This is a genomic window from Buttiauxella massiliensis (assembly GCF_902500225.1).
Classification (GTDB): domain Bacteria; phylum Pseudomonadota; class Gammaproteobacteria; order Enterobacterales; family Enterobacteriaceae; genus Buttiauxella; species Buttiauxella massiliensis.
Genome location: NZ_LR722664.1, coordinates 1 through 15,195 on the forward strand (window position 1 = coordinate 1; position 15,195 = coordinate 15,195).

Genomic DNA, 15,195 nt, shown 5'->3' on the forward strand with positions numbered 1-15,195 from the left:
ATAATAGTGTGTTTGCTTTTTTTTTTTTTTTTTTTCCAAGAAGAAGCCGGAATCCGACTTCTAGTGCGGTCGGGTGGGCTGGGAGATGTTTAAAAGAGACAGCTCTAGCGCCGCGCGTCCCAGTAGTTACAACATCTTGATTTTTTTGACATTACCGCTTTTTAGCACATGGTTTTTGGTGGGGGGGGTAATTTCCATTCCCCGCCATATTGTTTTATTACTCAGCTTCTTCGCTTTCCACGCGCACACCGATTTTGCGCACCTGGTTATCTTCTTTCTCGGCCACTGTCCAAATCATGCCCGCGAACTCTACCTGGTCACCCACCACCGGCGCACCGCCTAACATGCCCACCACAAACTCACCCAATGTTTGTTGAGTATTGACGTTGTCATCAAGCTCCAGTCCGTAAATGGTCGCGACATCGCCAAACTGGGCGCTGGCTTCGAGAATAAAATCACCGAAGAAGCGTTGGTCGAGTGCCACTGGTGGCGACTGGCTAAACATCTTACCCAGAGCCGGTAAGTCGCGCTCACGTCCAATAACACAGAGAACGTCACCCACTTGCAAACGTGTGCGGTCGCCTGGTTGCATCAGAACATTGTCACGGAACAGGGCGGCAATTCGTGTGTCTTTCGGCATTTTCAGATCCCGCAAAGAGGCACCGATGCACCATTTGTCTTCGCTAAGCTGATAAACGAACTGCTCCCAAGGGTTTTCCGGATGAATATCCAGGCCAACACGGGATACAGGCCAGCCGACAGGCGGAACCACAACTTTGGCTTTTTTCGCCGCCCAACCAAGCGACGTGCCTTGTAATAACAGCGACACGAGGACCACGAAGAAGGCGACATTAAAGAACAGGCGCGCATTTTCAAGGCCTGCCATCATCGGGAATACAGCAAGGATGATTGGCACCGCGCCACGCAGGCCGACCCAACTGATAAACACACGCTCGCGCAGGTTAAATCCACGGAACGGCAACAAGCCGAGGAACACAGACAATGGACGAGCAAAGAAAATCATCCAGACAGACAGCAGTAGTGCCGGAATGGCAATCGGCAGCAGATCGGTTGGATTGACCAGCAAGCCCAGCACCAGGAACATGCCAATTTGCGCAAACCACGCCAGTCCATCAAAGTTTTGCAAGATACCAAAACGACTGCGAATAGGGCGGTTACCGAGCACGAAACCACACAAATAGACCGCCAGAATACCGCTACCGTTTAATGCGGTGGTGATGCCAAACACCATAATCCCACCGCTTAATGCGAGCAGTGGATACAAACCCTGCGGCAGGGTAATACGGTTGATCATTTGTAACAGCAAATAACCGCCGCCAAGGCCAAGCACAATGCCCAGACCAAACTGCTGAATAATATCCACCAGGAACATCCAGCTCAGGCCGGTTTGCCCATGCTGAATCATCTCGATAAGCGTGATGGTTAAAAACACCGCCATTGGGTCGTTACTGCCGGACTCAATTTCGAGCGTTGCGCCGACACGTTCGTTCAGCCCTTTGCCGCCGAGCAATGAGAACACGGCTGCCGCATCGGTTGAGCCGACGATGGCACCAATCAGCAAGCCTTCAATTAAATTGAGATTAAACAGCCAGGCTGCAGCCATGCCAGTCAAGCCTGAGGTGATGAGAACACCAACTGTGGCAAGTGATAGTGCGGGGCCAAGGGCTACGCGAAAGGAGCTTGCCTGGGTGCGCATGCCGCCATCAAGCAGAATCACCGCCAGCGCCAGGTTACTGATTAAATAAGCGAAAGGATAATTATCAAACGGAATGCCGCCAATACCATCGATCCCCGCCAACATACCAATAGCGAGGAATATAACCAGAATGGGGATACCAAGACGCGAGGAAAAGGAACTCAATAAGATGCTACAAGTTACCAGTACGGAACCTAAAATAAACAGACTGACTATTGCCCCTGCGTCCAAAATTATCTTTCTCCTTTGCGCCTGTATCTATTCGTGTGGAAAATATTAACACGGAAACTATTGATTCATCGTGCTATCTGAGAGGCTGAAACGACTTTTTTTACCTGATTACCGGATGGCCACTGACGGTGAGGCTGGCGGTTTGCCCGTCATGCTGTAGTTCACCAAAAGCTCCCAATGGCAGAGTGACGGTTTCTGGTTCATGACCAAACGGTAAACCGCGCAGCACGGGAATGGATAACCGCTGCTCTAACATGCGACACATTTCATCGAAATCATAACCGCCGTCGTAGTCACTTAACGTTGCCCCGTTGAAGCTACCGAGAATCAGAGCTTTCTGGCGCGCTAAAATTCCGGCGTGGTGGAGTTGCAATAACAGGCGCTCCACGCGGAAAGGATGCTCGTTAATATCTTCGACCACTAAAATGCCACCATCAATCACGTTGAGCCACGGCGACCCCAGCATTGAAACCAGCATCGCGAGGTTGCCACCCCAAAGCGTCCCACTTACCGAACATGCAGGCGTTGGGCTTTGCCAGGTGAGGGTAAATTGCGGCTCAGTAATCGCCTGCCAGAAATGCTGCCAGGTGAAGCTGTTTAACTCATCGGCACCAAAATTACCTGCAAGCATCGGCCCGCTAAAGGTAATGGCACCTGTCTGGGATAAGAGGGCTAACTGGATTGCGGTAAAATCGCTATGCCCGCAAATAATCGGTGTACGTTCGTGGAACGCGTGCCCCAAGCTTGAATAGTCAATATTTTCAAGCAAACGGGATGCACCATAACCACCGCGCACCGCCAGAACGATATCGCATTCCTTCGGGAGTGCGGATAAATCCTGAATGTCAGCAAGTCGTTGGTTGTCAGTTCCGGCGAAACGCTGAAAGCGCCGGGTCACGACGGATTGGTTTTCCACTCGATGGCCCGCGGCTTTCAGGCGTTCTATACCGCGCGCAGCAGCAGCCTGATTAACACAGAAACCTGAAGGGGCAATCAAACGAATCGTGGACATGGTATTTCCTTGCTGAAAGTGAATTGGTTATCATGCCGTTATCAAAGGTGGTTGTCATCCGCCAGGCGGCGATGAATCAATGTTGTTTACCCCACAAATTTCAATATTCCGGGTAATTTTATAAGGATAGATGCGTGAATATCAGATGGCTCATTGTATTGGTTTTGTTTTTAGCAGGTTGTTCAAGCCATACCACCAAACAGCCCGAGTGGGACCCTACAAAACCGGTGCAACGCGCATTAACCTGGATGCCAATAACCGATCAGGCTGCAAAAGAGTGGGGCGTTAGCCCGCGTGTGATTACGGCGATTATTGCTGTGGAATCAGGCGGTAATCCTACGCTTGTCAGTAAGTCTAACGCGGTTGGTTTGATGCAGATTAAAGCCTCAACAGCTGGACGTGATGTGTATCGCCATCTGGGATGGGGCGGCGAGCCGTCAACCAGCGAGCTCAAAGATCCGGCGCGTAATATTTCGATTGGCACGGCTTATTTAAATATCCTGGAACATGGCACTCTGGCTGGTATTAAAGATCCGCAAACTATGCAATATGCGTTGCTGGCCTCTTATGCCAACGGTGCAGGGGCTCTGCTCAGAACCTTCTCATCGGATCGCAAAAAGGCCATTAACGAGATTAATGACCTGAGCCCTGACGAGTTTTACGATTACATCGCGAAGAATCACCCAGCACCTCAGGCACCGCGCTATCTGTATAAGGTGTCGCGTGCTTTAAACGCTATGTAACAGAGCCCAGCCGCACGTCCCAGTCGCATCGTTTTCTATGCGTCTGGGGTTTGCGGCGTTGTCGCCTTTATGCAACTCGAATTTTTTAGTGTCTGTCTAAACTGTTTACTTCACTCGTTCTGTTTTTTCACGCGCCGATCGTTCCAGCGAGAAGATAATGCGCTGTAGTTCGCGCTCAACGGCCGGGTTTACATTCAGGAAGCGGAAACTCAGGCGAGGGGTGCTGATAGTCTGATTTTTACCGTCGATGACTTTTCGTTCCGAAAGCGTTATCAACTGCATATCAAAGTGAAATTTACCCCACTGCACTAAATCTATTTCCACCTGTGAGAAACGCATTCCTGCGCTCAACCCTTCTGGCAGAGGCCCGTCAAGCAGTGCGCCCATTCCCCCTAATGACAAATCACATAGCCTGAACTGGAAAGGTGAGCCATTAGAGAGTGTGGTATTGCAGAGGTAATAGGGTTGAAGTGGGGCACTGATACGAAAGTATTCCCGGCGTTGTACGAACCACAAAGCGGGAGGTAGCGGGGTGTGGAATGCCGGTAAGTTCAGGTAATTTATAACCTGCATCTTAGGCATCATAAATTCTACCTTTGCACCTTCCGTCTCAGCGATGAACTGTATGTTGGTCGCTTTTTGCGCCGCCTGATTTTCGTGCCCCTGGCTTCCAAAATCCACTATCAAACCAGTCGCCGTAACCTCAAGGATTTTGCTGATAAATTGCCCCGATGGCCAGCTCAGACGAACCGGTACTTGGTTTTTATGGAGATCACGTAACACGCCTAATACTGCCAGAGGACTTTGTTTCAGAAACTGCTCGTTATAGTTACTCAAGGCCAGGTCCATGTTGTGGTGTTTTGAAAGCGGTAAGCAAACTTATCGGCATTAATGTAAAAAACTTAAGATAAATCTCAAGGCGCTATGCGGATAAATTCAATAACTTAGTGATGTCAGTCACATTTTCCTAACATTTGATTATACTTAGCGTACCGACAGACAGAACCCACTGCGAAACTGATGTGGATTCTGGCTTGTTACCACACACAATAATGAAGAGGATGTTCAACATGGGTATTCTGGCCTGGATTATTTTCGGTTTGATAGCTGGTGTTATCGCAAAACTAATTATGCCTGGTAAAGACGGCGGCGGTTTTATCGTGACCTGTATTTTAGGGATTATTGGTGCTGTCGTTGGTGGATGGATTGCAACATTTCTTCATATCGGCGGCAGCGTCACGGGCTTTAACTTGCCAAGTTTCCTTGTCGCAGTAGCAGGTGCGATTATTGTTTTGGTTATTTATCGCATGGTTCGCCGGTAACTATCCTCGTCATACTTGAAGTCGCCTCGGCGTTGGCTGCACTCAGTCACCCCAATCGCTTACTTGAGTAAGCTCCTGGGGTGACTGAGTTTGCCGCCTTGATGCAACTCCAATTATTTAGAGCATAGGTCTTTACCTATTTTGTAACGGCCCAATTTGGGGCCGTTTTACGTTTGCTACTTTTGCGTGAAGAAATCGTTGTACAACATGTAGAGATGCGCGGCGCTCCAGGAGAAATTCGGTGCCCCCTGTTGCGCGCCATTGAGCGGATTATAGTTCTCACGAATCGGACCGTCGCTGGTCAGGCCATTGGCGTGAGCAAAGAACCGGTTCGCCATCTCCACGGCATCGGCGCGATAGCCATAACGTTCCATTCCTTTCAGACCGAAGTAAAACTGATCCACCCACACGCGCCCACGCCAATAAATATCAGCGCCAAATGCTGGATTCGTCAGTGCTGCAGTCCCTAATGGCACGTAAGTATTAAACTCTTTCGGATCTTTCATGACCTTCACGACGGCATCAGCATGGGATTGAGTGGCGGCACCATTAAATAACGGTGACCATCCTTCCGGTCCCTTGCCACGCGCAACTATAGGTTTGCCTGCACAGCCATTGGCCAAAGGTTTATCTTCAATCCGAATGTCGTAATAGAAGCCGGTGGCATCGTCAAACATACAGGTGTTGATATAGTTGGCCAGTTTCTTAGCGTGCTGGCTAAACCGTTGTTCATCTTGCGGTTTGCCGAGAATTTTCGCCATCTCAGCCAGGTAGCTGCTGTCGCTGTACATGTAACTGGCCTGATCAACTGACTCCTGCAAAAGTGAAAAACCGACAAGGCGCCCATTTGAGTCGCGGTTTTCAGCAAACAGCACCTGCCAGTCTTCGCGTTTTCCGCCTTTATCCAGATAACGTTGCAGCTGGTCAGGGTCGATAAAGCCAAATACGGCAGCATCATCACGCCCGGACTCCCACGAAGCAGCAACCTGAGCCGGAATATCAATGCTGTCATATTTTCCGCTACGCAAGACCTGGTTGTAGTTCTCAAGCCCTACCATTTTTTGCTCTTTGCTGCCGCGTTTGACGGTAAAGATCATTTCACCCTTTGCGGTGTTATGGGCTTTGTCACGAGTGGCACCATACTCAGGTACACCATTTCTGTTGTGGTCACGGTTACGTAACCACCAGTCATGATAAGCCACCAGATGCGGATACATTTCCTCAAGCCAGGTTTTATCCCCCGTGGCTTTGTAGACTTCCATCACAGACCATGCGGCAAGGCTTGGCTTGGTATTGCGTTCATTCCAGTTGCTACCATCACCGCCACGCTCAGGGCTTGTGTTATAGGCAATCAAATCTGGAACAAAGCCTGCATCCCATGGGCGTAACGGGTCATCGGTTGGAATCTGCCAGGCGAAGACTGCGCGAATGTTATCTTTTGCCACGTCAGGATTGAAATGTGCCATAGCGTAAGCCTGCTTCCAGGTATCCCACGGCCAGGTCTGGTTACCGGAAAACCAGCGTCCAGTTACAGAGGGTGTAACGGAGTCAAATTTCATCGCACCTGCCACGCCACGCCAGTTTCCATTCAGCGTTTCGATCGCTTTTACTGCCACACGGGTTTGTGCCGCCGTCGCGGCAGGGTTTTTTAGCCCTGATTTCAAATAACCTTCCCAGCGCTGCTCGGATGCTGTCTGGTAGGGTTGGGGATGCTTGAGAATATCGGCGATTTTACTTTGTTCTTTTTGTACTTCAGCAGCCGTCAACAAATGAGAATAAGTGGTGTAGAGGGTGGTCGAGCCTTCAATGTTGGCTTTTGCAATAAAGCGGTGACCGTCAATTTGGGTGCGCATCGGCAGCGTTTTATGGATTTGGTACTGTGATTGGCCTGATGTCATCAGGTTTGAGTCGGCACGCACTTTGCCAAAAGTGACATTCAGCCCATCTGGTGTGGCATGCAGCGTGCGGGTGTAGCCCGGAAACGCCTGCTCAATGGTTTCATCAGACTGAGGTTTTTGCTCCTGAAGATGATACTTCTCCAGTAACTCGCCATCCCAAACCAGCTCCAGCGGCGCATCGGTAGTGATTTCTGTTTCCAGCAAGGAAGTGCGTGATGTTACAAAGCGCAGCGTCATTTTCACTGTGACACCAGGGGAGGTGAGTGTCTGTATCAATGCCCCAGGAATGCTGTATGCCTTCATTGTAAATGCGATTTTCTTACCGTTCTGGTACACGCTCAGACGGTCGAAATTATTCGCCATAAAGTTGATGTACTCTTCGGTCAGCAAAGCTGGGCCTGGGAAACCACCCATCCCTTCGCTACTTGCTGGCAGCAAATGCCCATGCCAGGCACCATCATCAAAAAGCGGATTAAATCGTTGATGTTCGTCGAAATCGTAATCAAGCATCGCGTGCGGTGCGCCGGTGCGGTCGATAACGTTCTGGAAATCATTGGCCTTTAATGTGGTGGTGTCGTGCTTTGTTGAATGGCAACCCGCGAGCACAAGCAGCATCGCAATCGGGGCAAGACGGAAAATTGTTTTCATGAAGTATCCTTACCAGTAGAAATATTGCATCACGAAGACCGAATTGCTGGCCTCGGTGGTGTCGTTATCAAGATAAAAACGGCTGTCCAACGCGGTGGCGAACTTCCCGCCAAAATACTCATACCAGATACCAAACTGTGCATAAGAGGTTGTTTGATTCTCCTCATTATCCAGTTCATGTTTTGCGTAACTGTATGCGGTAGAAAGATAAAAACCTTTGGCAGGCTCAATCATGCCGCTGACCATCATCCCGCTCTCACTACCAGGGTTATAACCATCGCCTTTGCCGGTATGGTGCCAGACTCGTCCGGCGAGATGTTTACCCTGTAAACCCAGCAGATACATCTGCCCGTTGCCGTCGGTTACTTCCAACCCACTCAGCATGGTTAAATCATCAAGAATGTCGTACTGGAGGTAGCCGTTTATCATCGCCTGATAGGTATATTTATCTGAATAGCGGTCATATTTACCGAAGTGCAACCACGCTTTGCTCTCGTCGACACGGCTCTCTGAAGCTGCTGTGACACTGTAACGCAGCTTTCCAGTCAGGTTTTGTATCTTAGCGGCGTAGGTTAAATCTCGGGTATTGGGGATGACATAACCATACTCAGGTGTGAAATCTCCCCACCATTGCAAATCATCCAGCGATGAATCGTTACGGGCACTTAAAATAAACTCGGTGCCTTTATCGGTACGATAGCCACCATAAAAACGGTTAATTCCACCTTCGAAACCGCCCCAACTGTGATCCGGCACCCAGGCATTACCGTTATTGTCTGCCTGAACCGTCCAGCCTTCCCCATATAGCAGACCAAACCAGTTACCGTGTTTGACCTCAAGGCCGCCTTCGATATAAGTCCCGTCGCTGTATTTATGCTTGTCGTCGCCATTAAGGTAAACGCTGCCACCCAGGCCCATCTCGCCATAAAAACGAAAGGCGGTTTTACTTGTATCTGCTGTAAGCGAAGGTGGTTGCGGAGTCTGGCGTTCTGCCGGAACAACGCTTTCCGCTGCCAGCAATGCCCCTGCAGGCGTGAACAGTAATAGCAGCGTTACCATAGAGAAAATCTTAACCATGTAATCCATTCCTTGTTGTTATTGCGGTTATCGATCCGTGGAATGCCGTTCATACTAGTTAAATATTTACTAAAATATATACTTAAATCGGTAAAGCGATAAGTGGATCACAATGCGAGTAGGGCTATACACGTAGTCGCAATGCCATTAAGCTATTGTTTTCACCTCTTGATTATTGGGATCTTATGGCTACATTGAAGGAAATCGCTCATGCGGCTCAGGTATCTGTGGCTACGGTTTCACGGGTCCTGAATGACGATCCCACACTGAGCGTGAAGAGTCAGACACGTCAGAAAATCCTCGAAGCGGCAGAGCGGCTGGAATACAAAGTCCCCAGCGCCAAACGTCAGGTCGGTCAGCGTCTTACCTTTGCGGCTCTTTATACTCATGGGCAAGAGCTGGAAATCAACGATCCCTATTACCTGGCTATGCGTTATGGCATTGAAACTCAATGTGAAAAACTAGGTATTACGCTAGTTTCTTGTTACGACTTCAAAGGCGATCGCCCATTGGTGGCAGCCGACGGTTTACTGGTAATTGGTAAACCCCAGCCTGCAACACAGGCGGTGCTTGAGCAGCAGGATTTGCCGTTGGTGTATCTCGATGGGGTAACTAACGATCCACGGTTTGACTGCGTAAGCGTTGATTTAGCGAAAATCAGCCAGAAAGTGATCGACTTCTTTATTTCACGTGGCTACCTGCGTATCGGTTTTATCGGTGGCCGGGACGACCCGGAATATGCCGATCAACGCGAACAGGCGTTTGTTGATTATGGGCGTAGTAAAAAAGTCGTTCAGCCGCAGGATGTTTACTATGGGGATTTTAGTAGCCAGGCCGGATACCAGTGCGCGATGAAAATGCTTGCATCATCAAGCGATTACCCACCAGCCTTGTTTGTGGCGACCGACTCTATTGCGATTGGTGTTCTACGTGCTCTGCACGAACACGGTATTAAAGTACCAGAGCAACTGGCTCTGATAAGCGTCAACGATATCCCTACCGCGCGCTTTGTTTACCCGGCGCTTTCAACGGTAAGAATTCACTCTGAAACCATCGGTGCGCAGGGCGTTAACCTGCTGATGGAACGGCTGCGTGACGATCGCACTATCCCGCTGTCGGTATTTGTCCCCAGCTCTTTGCAATTGCGTGACTCGACAACATCTGAATAAAATCAACAACTCATCCTATAAGCCCTGCTGGTTTCTTACATCAGCAGGGCTTTTTGTTTTATACAGCGTGCTGATTTATTGTGATCGCCACGGCATTTAGTAAACTTTAATTTTTAGTTTTACTAAATATTTACTATTGTTTGCCCATACCCACGTAATGAGGATGTTGGCGTGAACAATTGGGAAAACATAGAAAAACAATCTGAGAATCGACTGCCACCGCGCGCCTGGTTCCACGGTTATGACAGTGTTGAAAAGGCAAAAGAGCTAAACCGCGAGCAAAGCCTGGGCTTTTCGTTGCTAAGCGGGAAATGGGCATTTAACTATTTCGACCATCCACAAAAAGTCCCTGCCGAGTTTTACCACCAGCCTATGGCTGAATGGGGTGAAATCACTGTTCCGGGAATGTGGCAAATGGAAGGCCACGGTAAACTGCAATATACCGATGAAGGTTATCCTTTCCCTATCGATGTGCCATTTGTTCCCACCAACAATCCAACCGGTGCCTATCAGCGCCAGTTTTCGCTACCGTCAGATTGGTTACAACGCCAGGTCATTATTAAATTCGACGGCGTAGAAACCTACTTTGAAGTTTATGTAAATGGCCACTATGTAGGCTTTAGCAAAGGCAGCCGTCTGAGCGCCGAGTTTGATCTCAGCCCGTATGTGAAGGCCGGAGAGAACTTGCTGAGCGTGCGCGTGATGCAATGGGCTGACTCCACCTATATCGAAGATCAGGATATGTGGTGGATGGCCGGTATTTTCCGTGATGTTTATCTTATTGGTCAGCCGCAAGTTCACGTACATGACTTAACCGTGGTGACGGAATTTGATGAAAACTACTGTGATGCAGAGCTTCAGGTATCGTGCGACTTAAACAATATATCGGCCACACCTGTCGCGGGTTTACAGCTGCATGCACAATTGTTTGATGGTGAAAAATGTATCGCTGAGCAAAGCCTTGATGCACTTAGCGTACAGAACAGTGCCACCTGTCAGTTCCTGATACCGGTAAAACAACCGAAGCAGTGGAATGCTGAGCACCCCAATCTTTATTTACTGCTGCTGACGCTGCGCAATAACCACGATGAAATCATCGAAGTAGTGCCGCAGCAAGTCGGGTTCCGCGACATCAAAGTGCGCGACGGCCTATTTTACGTTAATGGTCGTTACCTGAAATTGCATGGTGTGAACCGCCACGATCACGATTGCCTGAAAGGTCGTGCAGTCGATATGGCGCGAGTTGAGCGTGACATCATCCTGATGAAGCAACACAACATCAACTCAGTACGCACAGCCCATTACCCGAACGACCCGCGTTTCTATGCATTGTGCGACCAGTACGGCCTGTTTGTGATGGCGGAAACTGATGTCGAGAGTCACGGTTTTGCAAACGTCGGCAATATTAGCCGTATCACCGACGATCCAGCGTGGGAACAAGCCTACGTCGAGCGTATAGAACGCCACGTTCTGGCGCAGAAAAACCATCCTTCTATCATCATCTGGTCTCTGGGTAACGAGTCAGGCTATGGCTGCAATATACGTGCGATGGCAGCACGCTGTAAGCAACTTGATCCCACTCGTCTGGTGCATTACGAAGAAGATCGTGACGCCGAAGTCGTGGACGTGATTAGCACTATGTATTCCCGCGTATCAATGATGAATGCCTTTGGTGAATACCCGCATCCGAAACCACGCATTATCTGCGAATACGCCCATGCCATGGGCAACGGGCCGGGTGGGTTAGCGCAATACCAGGCCGTATTTAATCAGCATAAAAGTTTGCAAGGGCATTACGTCTGGGAGTGGTGCGACCATGGCCTGCTGGTGCATGACGAGCAGGGGCGTGAACGCTATCAGTACGGCGGTGATTACGGCGACTACCCAAACAACTATAACTTCTGCATGGATGGGCTTATCTATCCGGATCAACGTCCAGGCCCAGGCTTGCGTGAATACAAGCAGGTACTGTGCCCGGTCAATATTCGCCCGACGCAACAGGATGATGTGTTGCTGGTGGAGAACCGTTACTGGTTCAGCACACTTGGTGACATCGAGTTCAAAGTTGCATATCAGGTCGATGGTAAAACCATCGCACAGCAAACATTGTCACTGCCGCACTTGCTGCCAGGTGAAGCCGAAGAGCTGCAACTGACCGCGCCTGCGCTGCCAGCAGGTGAAGTGTTTATCAATATTGAAATTGTTAAGCGCAGTACGACAAGCTGGAGTGATGCGATGCACTCGCTTGGTCAGTTCCAGATCTTGCGCCAGCAGGCGGTTTCTCGTGAGCTATTGCCACTCAATCAGCACAGCGCATTACGCTGTGACACGCAGCAAAACAGCCTGGTTATCAGCGGCAATGAATTTGCTCTGACTTTCTGTCGCCTGAGTGGAGAGCTGGTTTCATGGTTGGTCAATGGTGAAGAAATTGTTGGGCGTGCGCCGCATCTGACCTTCTTTAAACCGACTATCGATAACCACAAACAGGAATTTGAAGGTTTGTGGCAGCCGTATCACGTGCACCTGATGCAGCATAATTTCCGCACCATGCGTCATTTCTCGCAAGGTGAAGATACTGTTGTTGAGATTACCAGCACGATTGCACCACCAGTATTTGATTTCGGTATGCGCTGTACTTATCAGTGGCGCATAACTCCGGCAGGCCATGTCAGCCTCGATTTGTCAGGAACGCCATATGGAAATTATCAGGCCATTGTTCCAAAAATCGGCCTCGATTTCGGCATCAGCATACGCTTCAAACAGGTGGAATATTATGGACGTGGGCCAGGTGAAAACTACGCTGATAGCTGCCAAAGCAATCTGATTGGCCATTACCGCCAGCCAGTTGAAACCCTTTTTGAAAACTACCCGTTCCCGCAGGATAACGGCAACCGCCAGGATGTGCGTTGGTTGAGTGTTGAAGATGAAAAGGGTAACGGTATTTTCATCCAGCCATCTAAGCCGATTAACTTCAGCCTATGGCCATATAGCGCAGAAATGTTGCAACAGGCGCAGCACATTAATGAGCTGGAAAAGGGCGATTACCTGACATTAAACCTCGATGATCAAATCCTCGGACTTGGCTCCAACTCATGGGGTTCCGAAGTGCTGGATTCATTCCGCGTTTACCTCAAACCATTCCACTACGGTTTCACTATGGTGCCGTTCAGTAAAGCGCAGGTGGAGACGGTTGATCTCGCGAAATACGATTTCCAACCGCAAACCAACCGCGCACTTTCTTGATAAGGCAAACGTAATGATTATTTTAAATACCTTAGAAGATTTTAAGCAGATTTATCGTGCGGGGAAAAAATGGCAACGTTGTATCGAAGCCATTAATAACCTCGAAAATATTAAGCCTAATATTTTTTATTCAATTGGTGATTCCTTGGTTTATCGCCTTGCAGAAGACCCAGTAAATAACATGGATTTATTTGAAGGGAATCGCCGTTATTTCGATGTTCATTATTACCTTGCGGGACAAGAAACCGTTGAGGTTGCAGCGAAAAACGAGTTAACCCCAGAAATTGCTTACAGCGATGAAACTGACCGTGAGTTTTTGCGCGGGCAGGGTGTTAAACATCAGCTTAAAGCAGGAAATGTCATCATCTGCGAAAACCACGAAGCACACCGGTTCTCGCAGGGGAAAGACGTCAAAAAAGTGATTTTAAAAGTCACGATTGAAGAAACGTATTTTCTAAATAAATAGGGTGTTAAACGCCTGACTGGTGTCGGATGGCTAAATCGCCATCCGACCTACGAAAAAAATTATTAAAATTTACCCTACAGTGTGGAGTTCGTATGGCTTCAACAAACAGAAATACTATTGGCAAGTTCGGGTTATTAGCGATGACATTTGCGGCGGTGTTTAGCTTCAATAACGTCATTAATAACAATATTCAGTTAGGTATCGCATCGGCACCGGTTTTCCTGGTGGCGACACTCATTTATTTTATTCCGTTCTGTTTAATCATCGCGGAATTCGTCTCACTGAACCGTAATTCCGAAGCGGGAGTTTATGCCTGGGTGAAGAGTGCGTTAGGTGGCCGCTGGGCATTTATCACCGCCTATACCTACTGGTTTGTTAACCTGTTTTTCTTTACCTCGTTACTACCGCGAGTTATTGCCTACGCCTCATATGCGTTTCTTGGCTATGACTATATTTTCACGCCGTTAACGACGGCAATAATCAGCATTTGCCTGTTTGCTTTCTCCACCTGGATTTCAAACCACGGGGCAAAATTGTTGGGGCCGATGACCTCCGTCACCTCCACGCTGATGCTTCTCCTTACGTTCTCCTACATCATTCTTGCAGGGGCTGCCGTGATGGGTGGCGTCGAACCGGCTGACCCAATCAACGTGCAGGCGATTACACCGCAGTTTAGCTGGGCATTCCTCGGGATTATCGCGTGGATTTTCCAGGCCGCGGGTGGTGCTGAGTCGGTTGCGGTGTACGTCAATGACGTAAAAGGCGGCAGTAAAGCCTTTGTTAAAGTGATCATTTTGTCTGGTTTATTCATCGGTGGCCTTTATACCGTCTCCTCACTGCTGATTAACGTCTTTGTTCATAAAGCTGATTTGCATTACACCGGCGGTACGGTGCAGGTATTTGAAGGGCTGGCGAATCACTTTGGCTTGCCAACGTCGCTGATGAACCGCTTTGTCGGGATTGTCTCATTTACTGCGATGTTTGGCTCACTGCTGATGTGGACTGCAGCTCCTGTGAAAATCTTCTTTACCGAAATTCCAAAAGGTATTTTTGGTGAGAAAACCGTGCGTCTTAACCAGCATGGCGTACCGACTCGTGCGGCGTGGATTCAGTTCCTGATTGTTATCCCATTGATGCTTATCCCAACAGTGGGTTCGGGTAGCGTACAGGAGTTGATGAACACGCTTATTAACATGACCGCTGCCGCGTCAATGTTACCGCCGCTGTTTATCATGCTTGCCTATCTGAACTTGCGTATGAAATACGATGAGGTTAATCGCGATTTCCGTATGGGCACACGGATGCAGGGGATCACCATTGTGAGCGTGTTGATCGTCATTTTCACCGTCGGGTTTATTGCCTCCACATTCCCGACCGGTGCCAGCATTATGACTATCGTGTTTTATAACGTCGGTGGATTGGTCATCTTCCTGGGCTACGCCTGGTGGAAATACAACAAATATGAGAAAGGGCTGGATGCCAGGGCGCGTTACGAAGCGGATACACCGCTTGCACAAATTGCGCTGGAACAACAGCAGGGAAAGCCAGCTTCACCGCTCGCAGGTGAGGTAGCGATAACACGTCAGCCATAGAAAAACGGCCCCAAACGGGGCCGTATCTATGTTTCGCAGGTCGGATTAGCGAAGCGACATCCGACACTAGCGTTAAC

General features: G+C 49.1%; 11 protein-coding genes and 1 pseudogene. 7 read left to right on the top strand and 5 right to left on the bottom strand.

Going from position 1 to position 15,195, the window contains the following annotated elements; translation table 11 throughout:
- Nucleotides 1-85: 85 nt before the first annotated feature.
- A pseudogene (locus GC128_RS23400) lies at nucleotides 86-274 on the top strand (hypothetical protein); the annotation flags it as partial.
- Here the strand turns inward: GC128_RS23400 and GC128_RS19575 are convergent.
- Nucleotides 218-1,948, bottom strand: coding sequence for a potassium/proton antiporter (locus GC128_RS19575; protein WP_151995698.1), 1,731 nt, complete (start codon nucleotides 1,946-1,948; stop codon nucleotides 218-220). The pseudogene GC128_RS23400 and the gene GC128_RS19575 overlap by 57 nt on opposite strands.
- 100 nt (nucleotides 1,949-2,048) lie before the next feature.
- Nucleotides 2,049-2,960, bottom strand: a complete 912-nt coding sequence (gene ldcA / locus GC128_RS19580) for a muramoyltetrapeptide carboxypeptidase (protein WP_151995699.1) — start codon at nucleotides 2,958-2,960, stop codon at nucleotides 2,049-2,051.
- Nucleotides 2,961-3,094: 134 nt separating this feature from the next.
- Between ldcA and emtA the strand changes: the two genes are divergently transcribed.
- On the top strand, nucleotides 3,095-3,703 hold the full coding sequence (emtA, locus tag GC128_RS19585) for a membrane-bound lytic murein transglycosylase EmtA (protein WP_151995700.1): 609 nt from the start codon (nucleotides 3,095-3,097) through the stop codon (nucleotides 3,701-3,703).
- A gap of 105 nt (nucleotides 3,704-3,808) precedes the next feature.
- Here the strand turns inward: emtA and ycgR are convergent, their stop codons facing one another.
- On the bottom strand, nucleotides 3,809-4,540 hold the full coding sequence (ycgR, locus tag GC128_RS19590) for a flagellar brake protein YcgR (protein ID WP_151995701.1): 732 nt from the start codon (nucleotides 4,538-4,540) through the stop codon (nucleotides 3,809-3,811).
- Between the two features lie 233 nt (nucleotides 4,541-4,773).
- Between ycgR and GC128_RS19595 the strand changes: the two genes are divergently transcribed.
- Nucleotides 4,774-5,025, top strand: coding sequence for a GlsB/YeaQ/YmgE family stress response membrane protein (locus GC128_RS19595; RefSeq protein WP_034455252.1), 252 nt, complete (start codon nucleotides 4,774-4,776; stop codon nucleotides 5,023-5,025).
- A gap of 176 nt (nucleotides 5,026-5,201) precedes the next feature.
- Here the strand turns inward: GC128_RS19595 and ygjK are convergent, their stop codons facing one another.
- Complete coding sequence (gene ygjK / locus GC128_RS19600) at nucleotides 5,202-7,571, bottom strand: alpha-glucosidase (RefSeq protein WP_151995702.1); 2,370 nt, start codon at nucleotides 7,569-7,571, stop codon at nucleotides 5,202-5,204.
- 9 nt (nucleotides 7,572-7,580) lie between these two features.
- Nucleotides 7,581-8,621, bottom strand: coding sequence for a protein YgjJ (gene ygjJ, locus GC128_RS19605; RefSeq protein WP_407643539.1), 1,041 nt, complete (start codon nucleotides 8,619-8,621; stop codon nucleotides 7,581-7,583).
- 212 nt (nucleotides 8,622-8,833) lie between these two features.
- On the opposite strand from ygjJ, the gene ebgR reads away from it, so the two are divergent.
- The 4 genes from ebgR (at nucleotide 8,834) to GC128_RS19625 (ending at nucleotide 15,118) form a co-directional block, all read left to right on the top strand.
- Nucleotides 8,834-9,817 (top strand): transcriptional regulator EbgR, encoded by a 984-nt coding sequence (gene ebgR, locus GC128_RS19610; RefSeq protein WP_151995703.1) that lies wholly within the window; start codon nucleotides 8,834-8,836, stop codon nucleotides 9,815-9,817.
- A 171-nt stretch (nucleotides 9,818-9,988) separates the two neighbouring features.
- Nucleotides 9,989-13,060, top strand: a complete 3,072-nt coding sequence (gene ebgA / locus GC128_RS19615; protein ID WP_151995704.1) for a beta-galactosidase subunit alpha — start codon at nucleotides 9,989-9,991, stop codon at nucleotides 13,058-13,060.
- A 13-nt stretch (nucleotides 13,061-13,073) separates the two neighbouring features.
- The gene (locus GC128_RS19620) at nucleotides 13,074-13,526 is read left to right on the top strand and encodes a beta-galactosidase subunit beta (protein WP_151995705.1); all 453 of its coding nucleotides are present in this window, start codon (nucleotides 13,074-13,076) and stop codon (nucleotides 13,524-13,526) included.
- Between the two features lie 92 nt (nucleotides 13,527-13,618).
- Nucleotides 13,619-15,118: an amino acid permease gene (locus GC128_RS19625; RefSeq protein ID WP_151995706.1), complete on the top strand. Its 1,500-nt coding sequence runs from the start codon at nucleotides 13,619-13,621 to the stop codon at nucleotides 15,116-15,118.
- The last annotated feature ends 77 nt before the right edge of the window (nucleotides 15,119-15,195 follow it).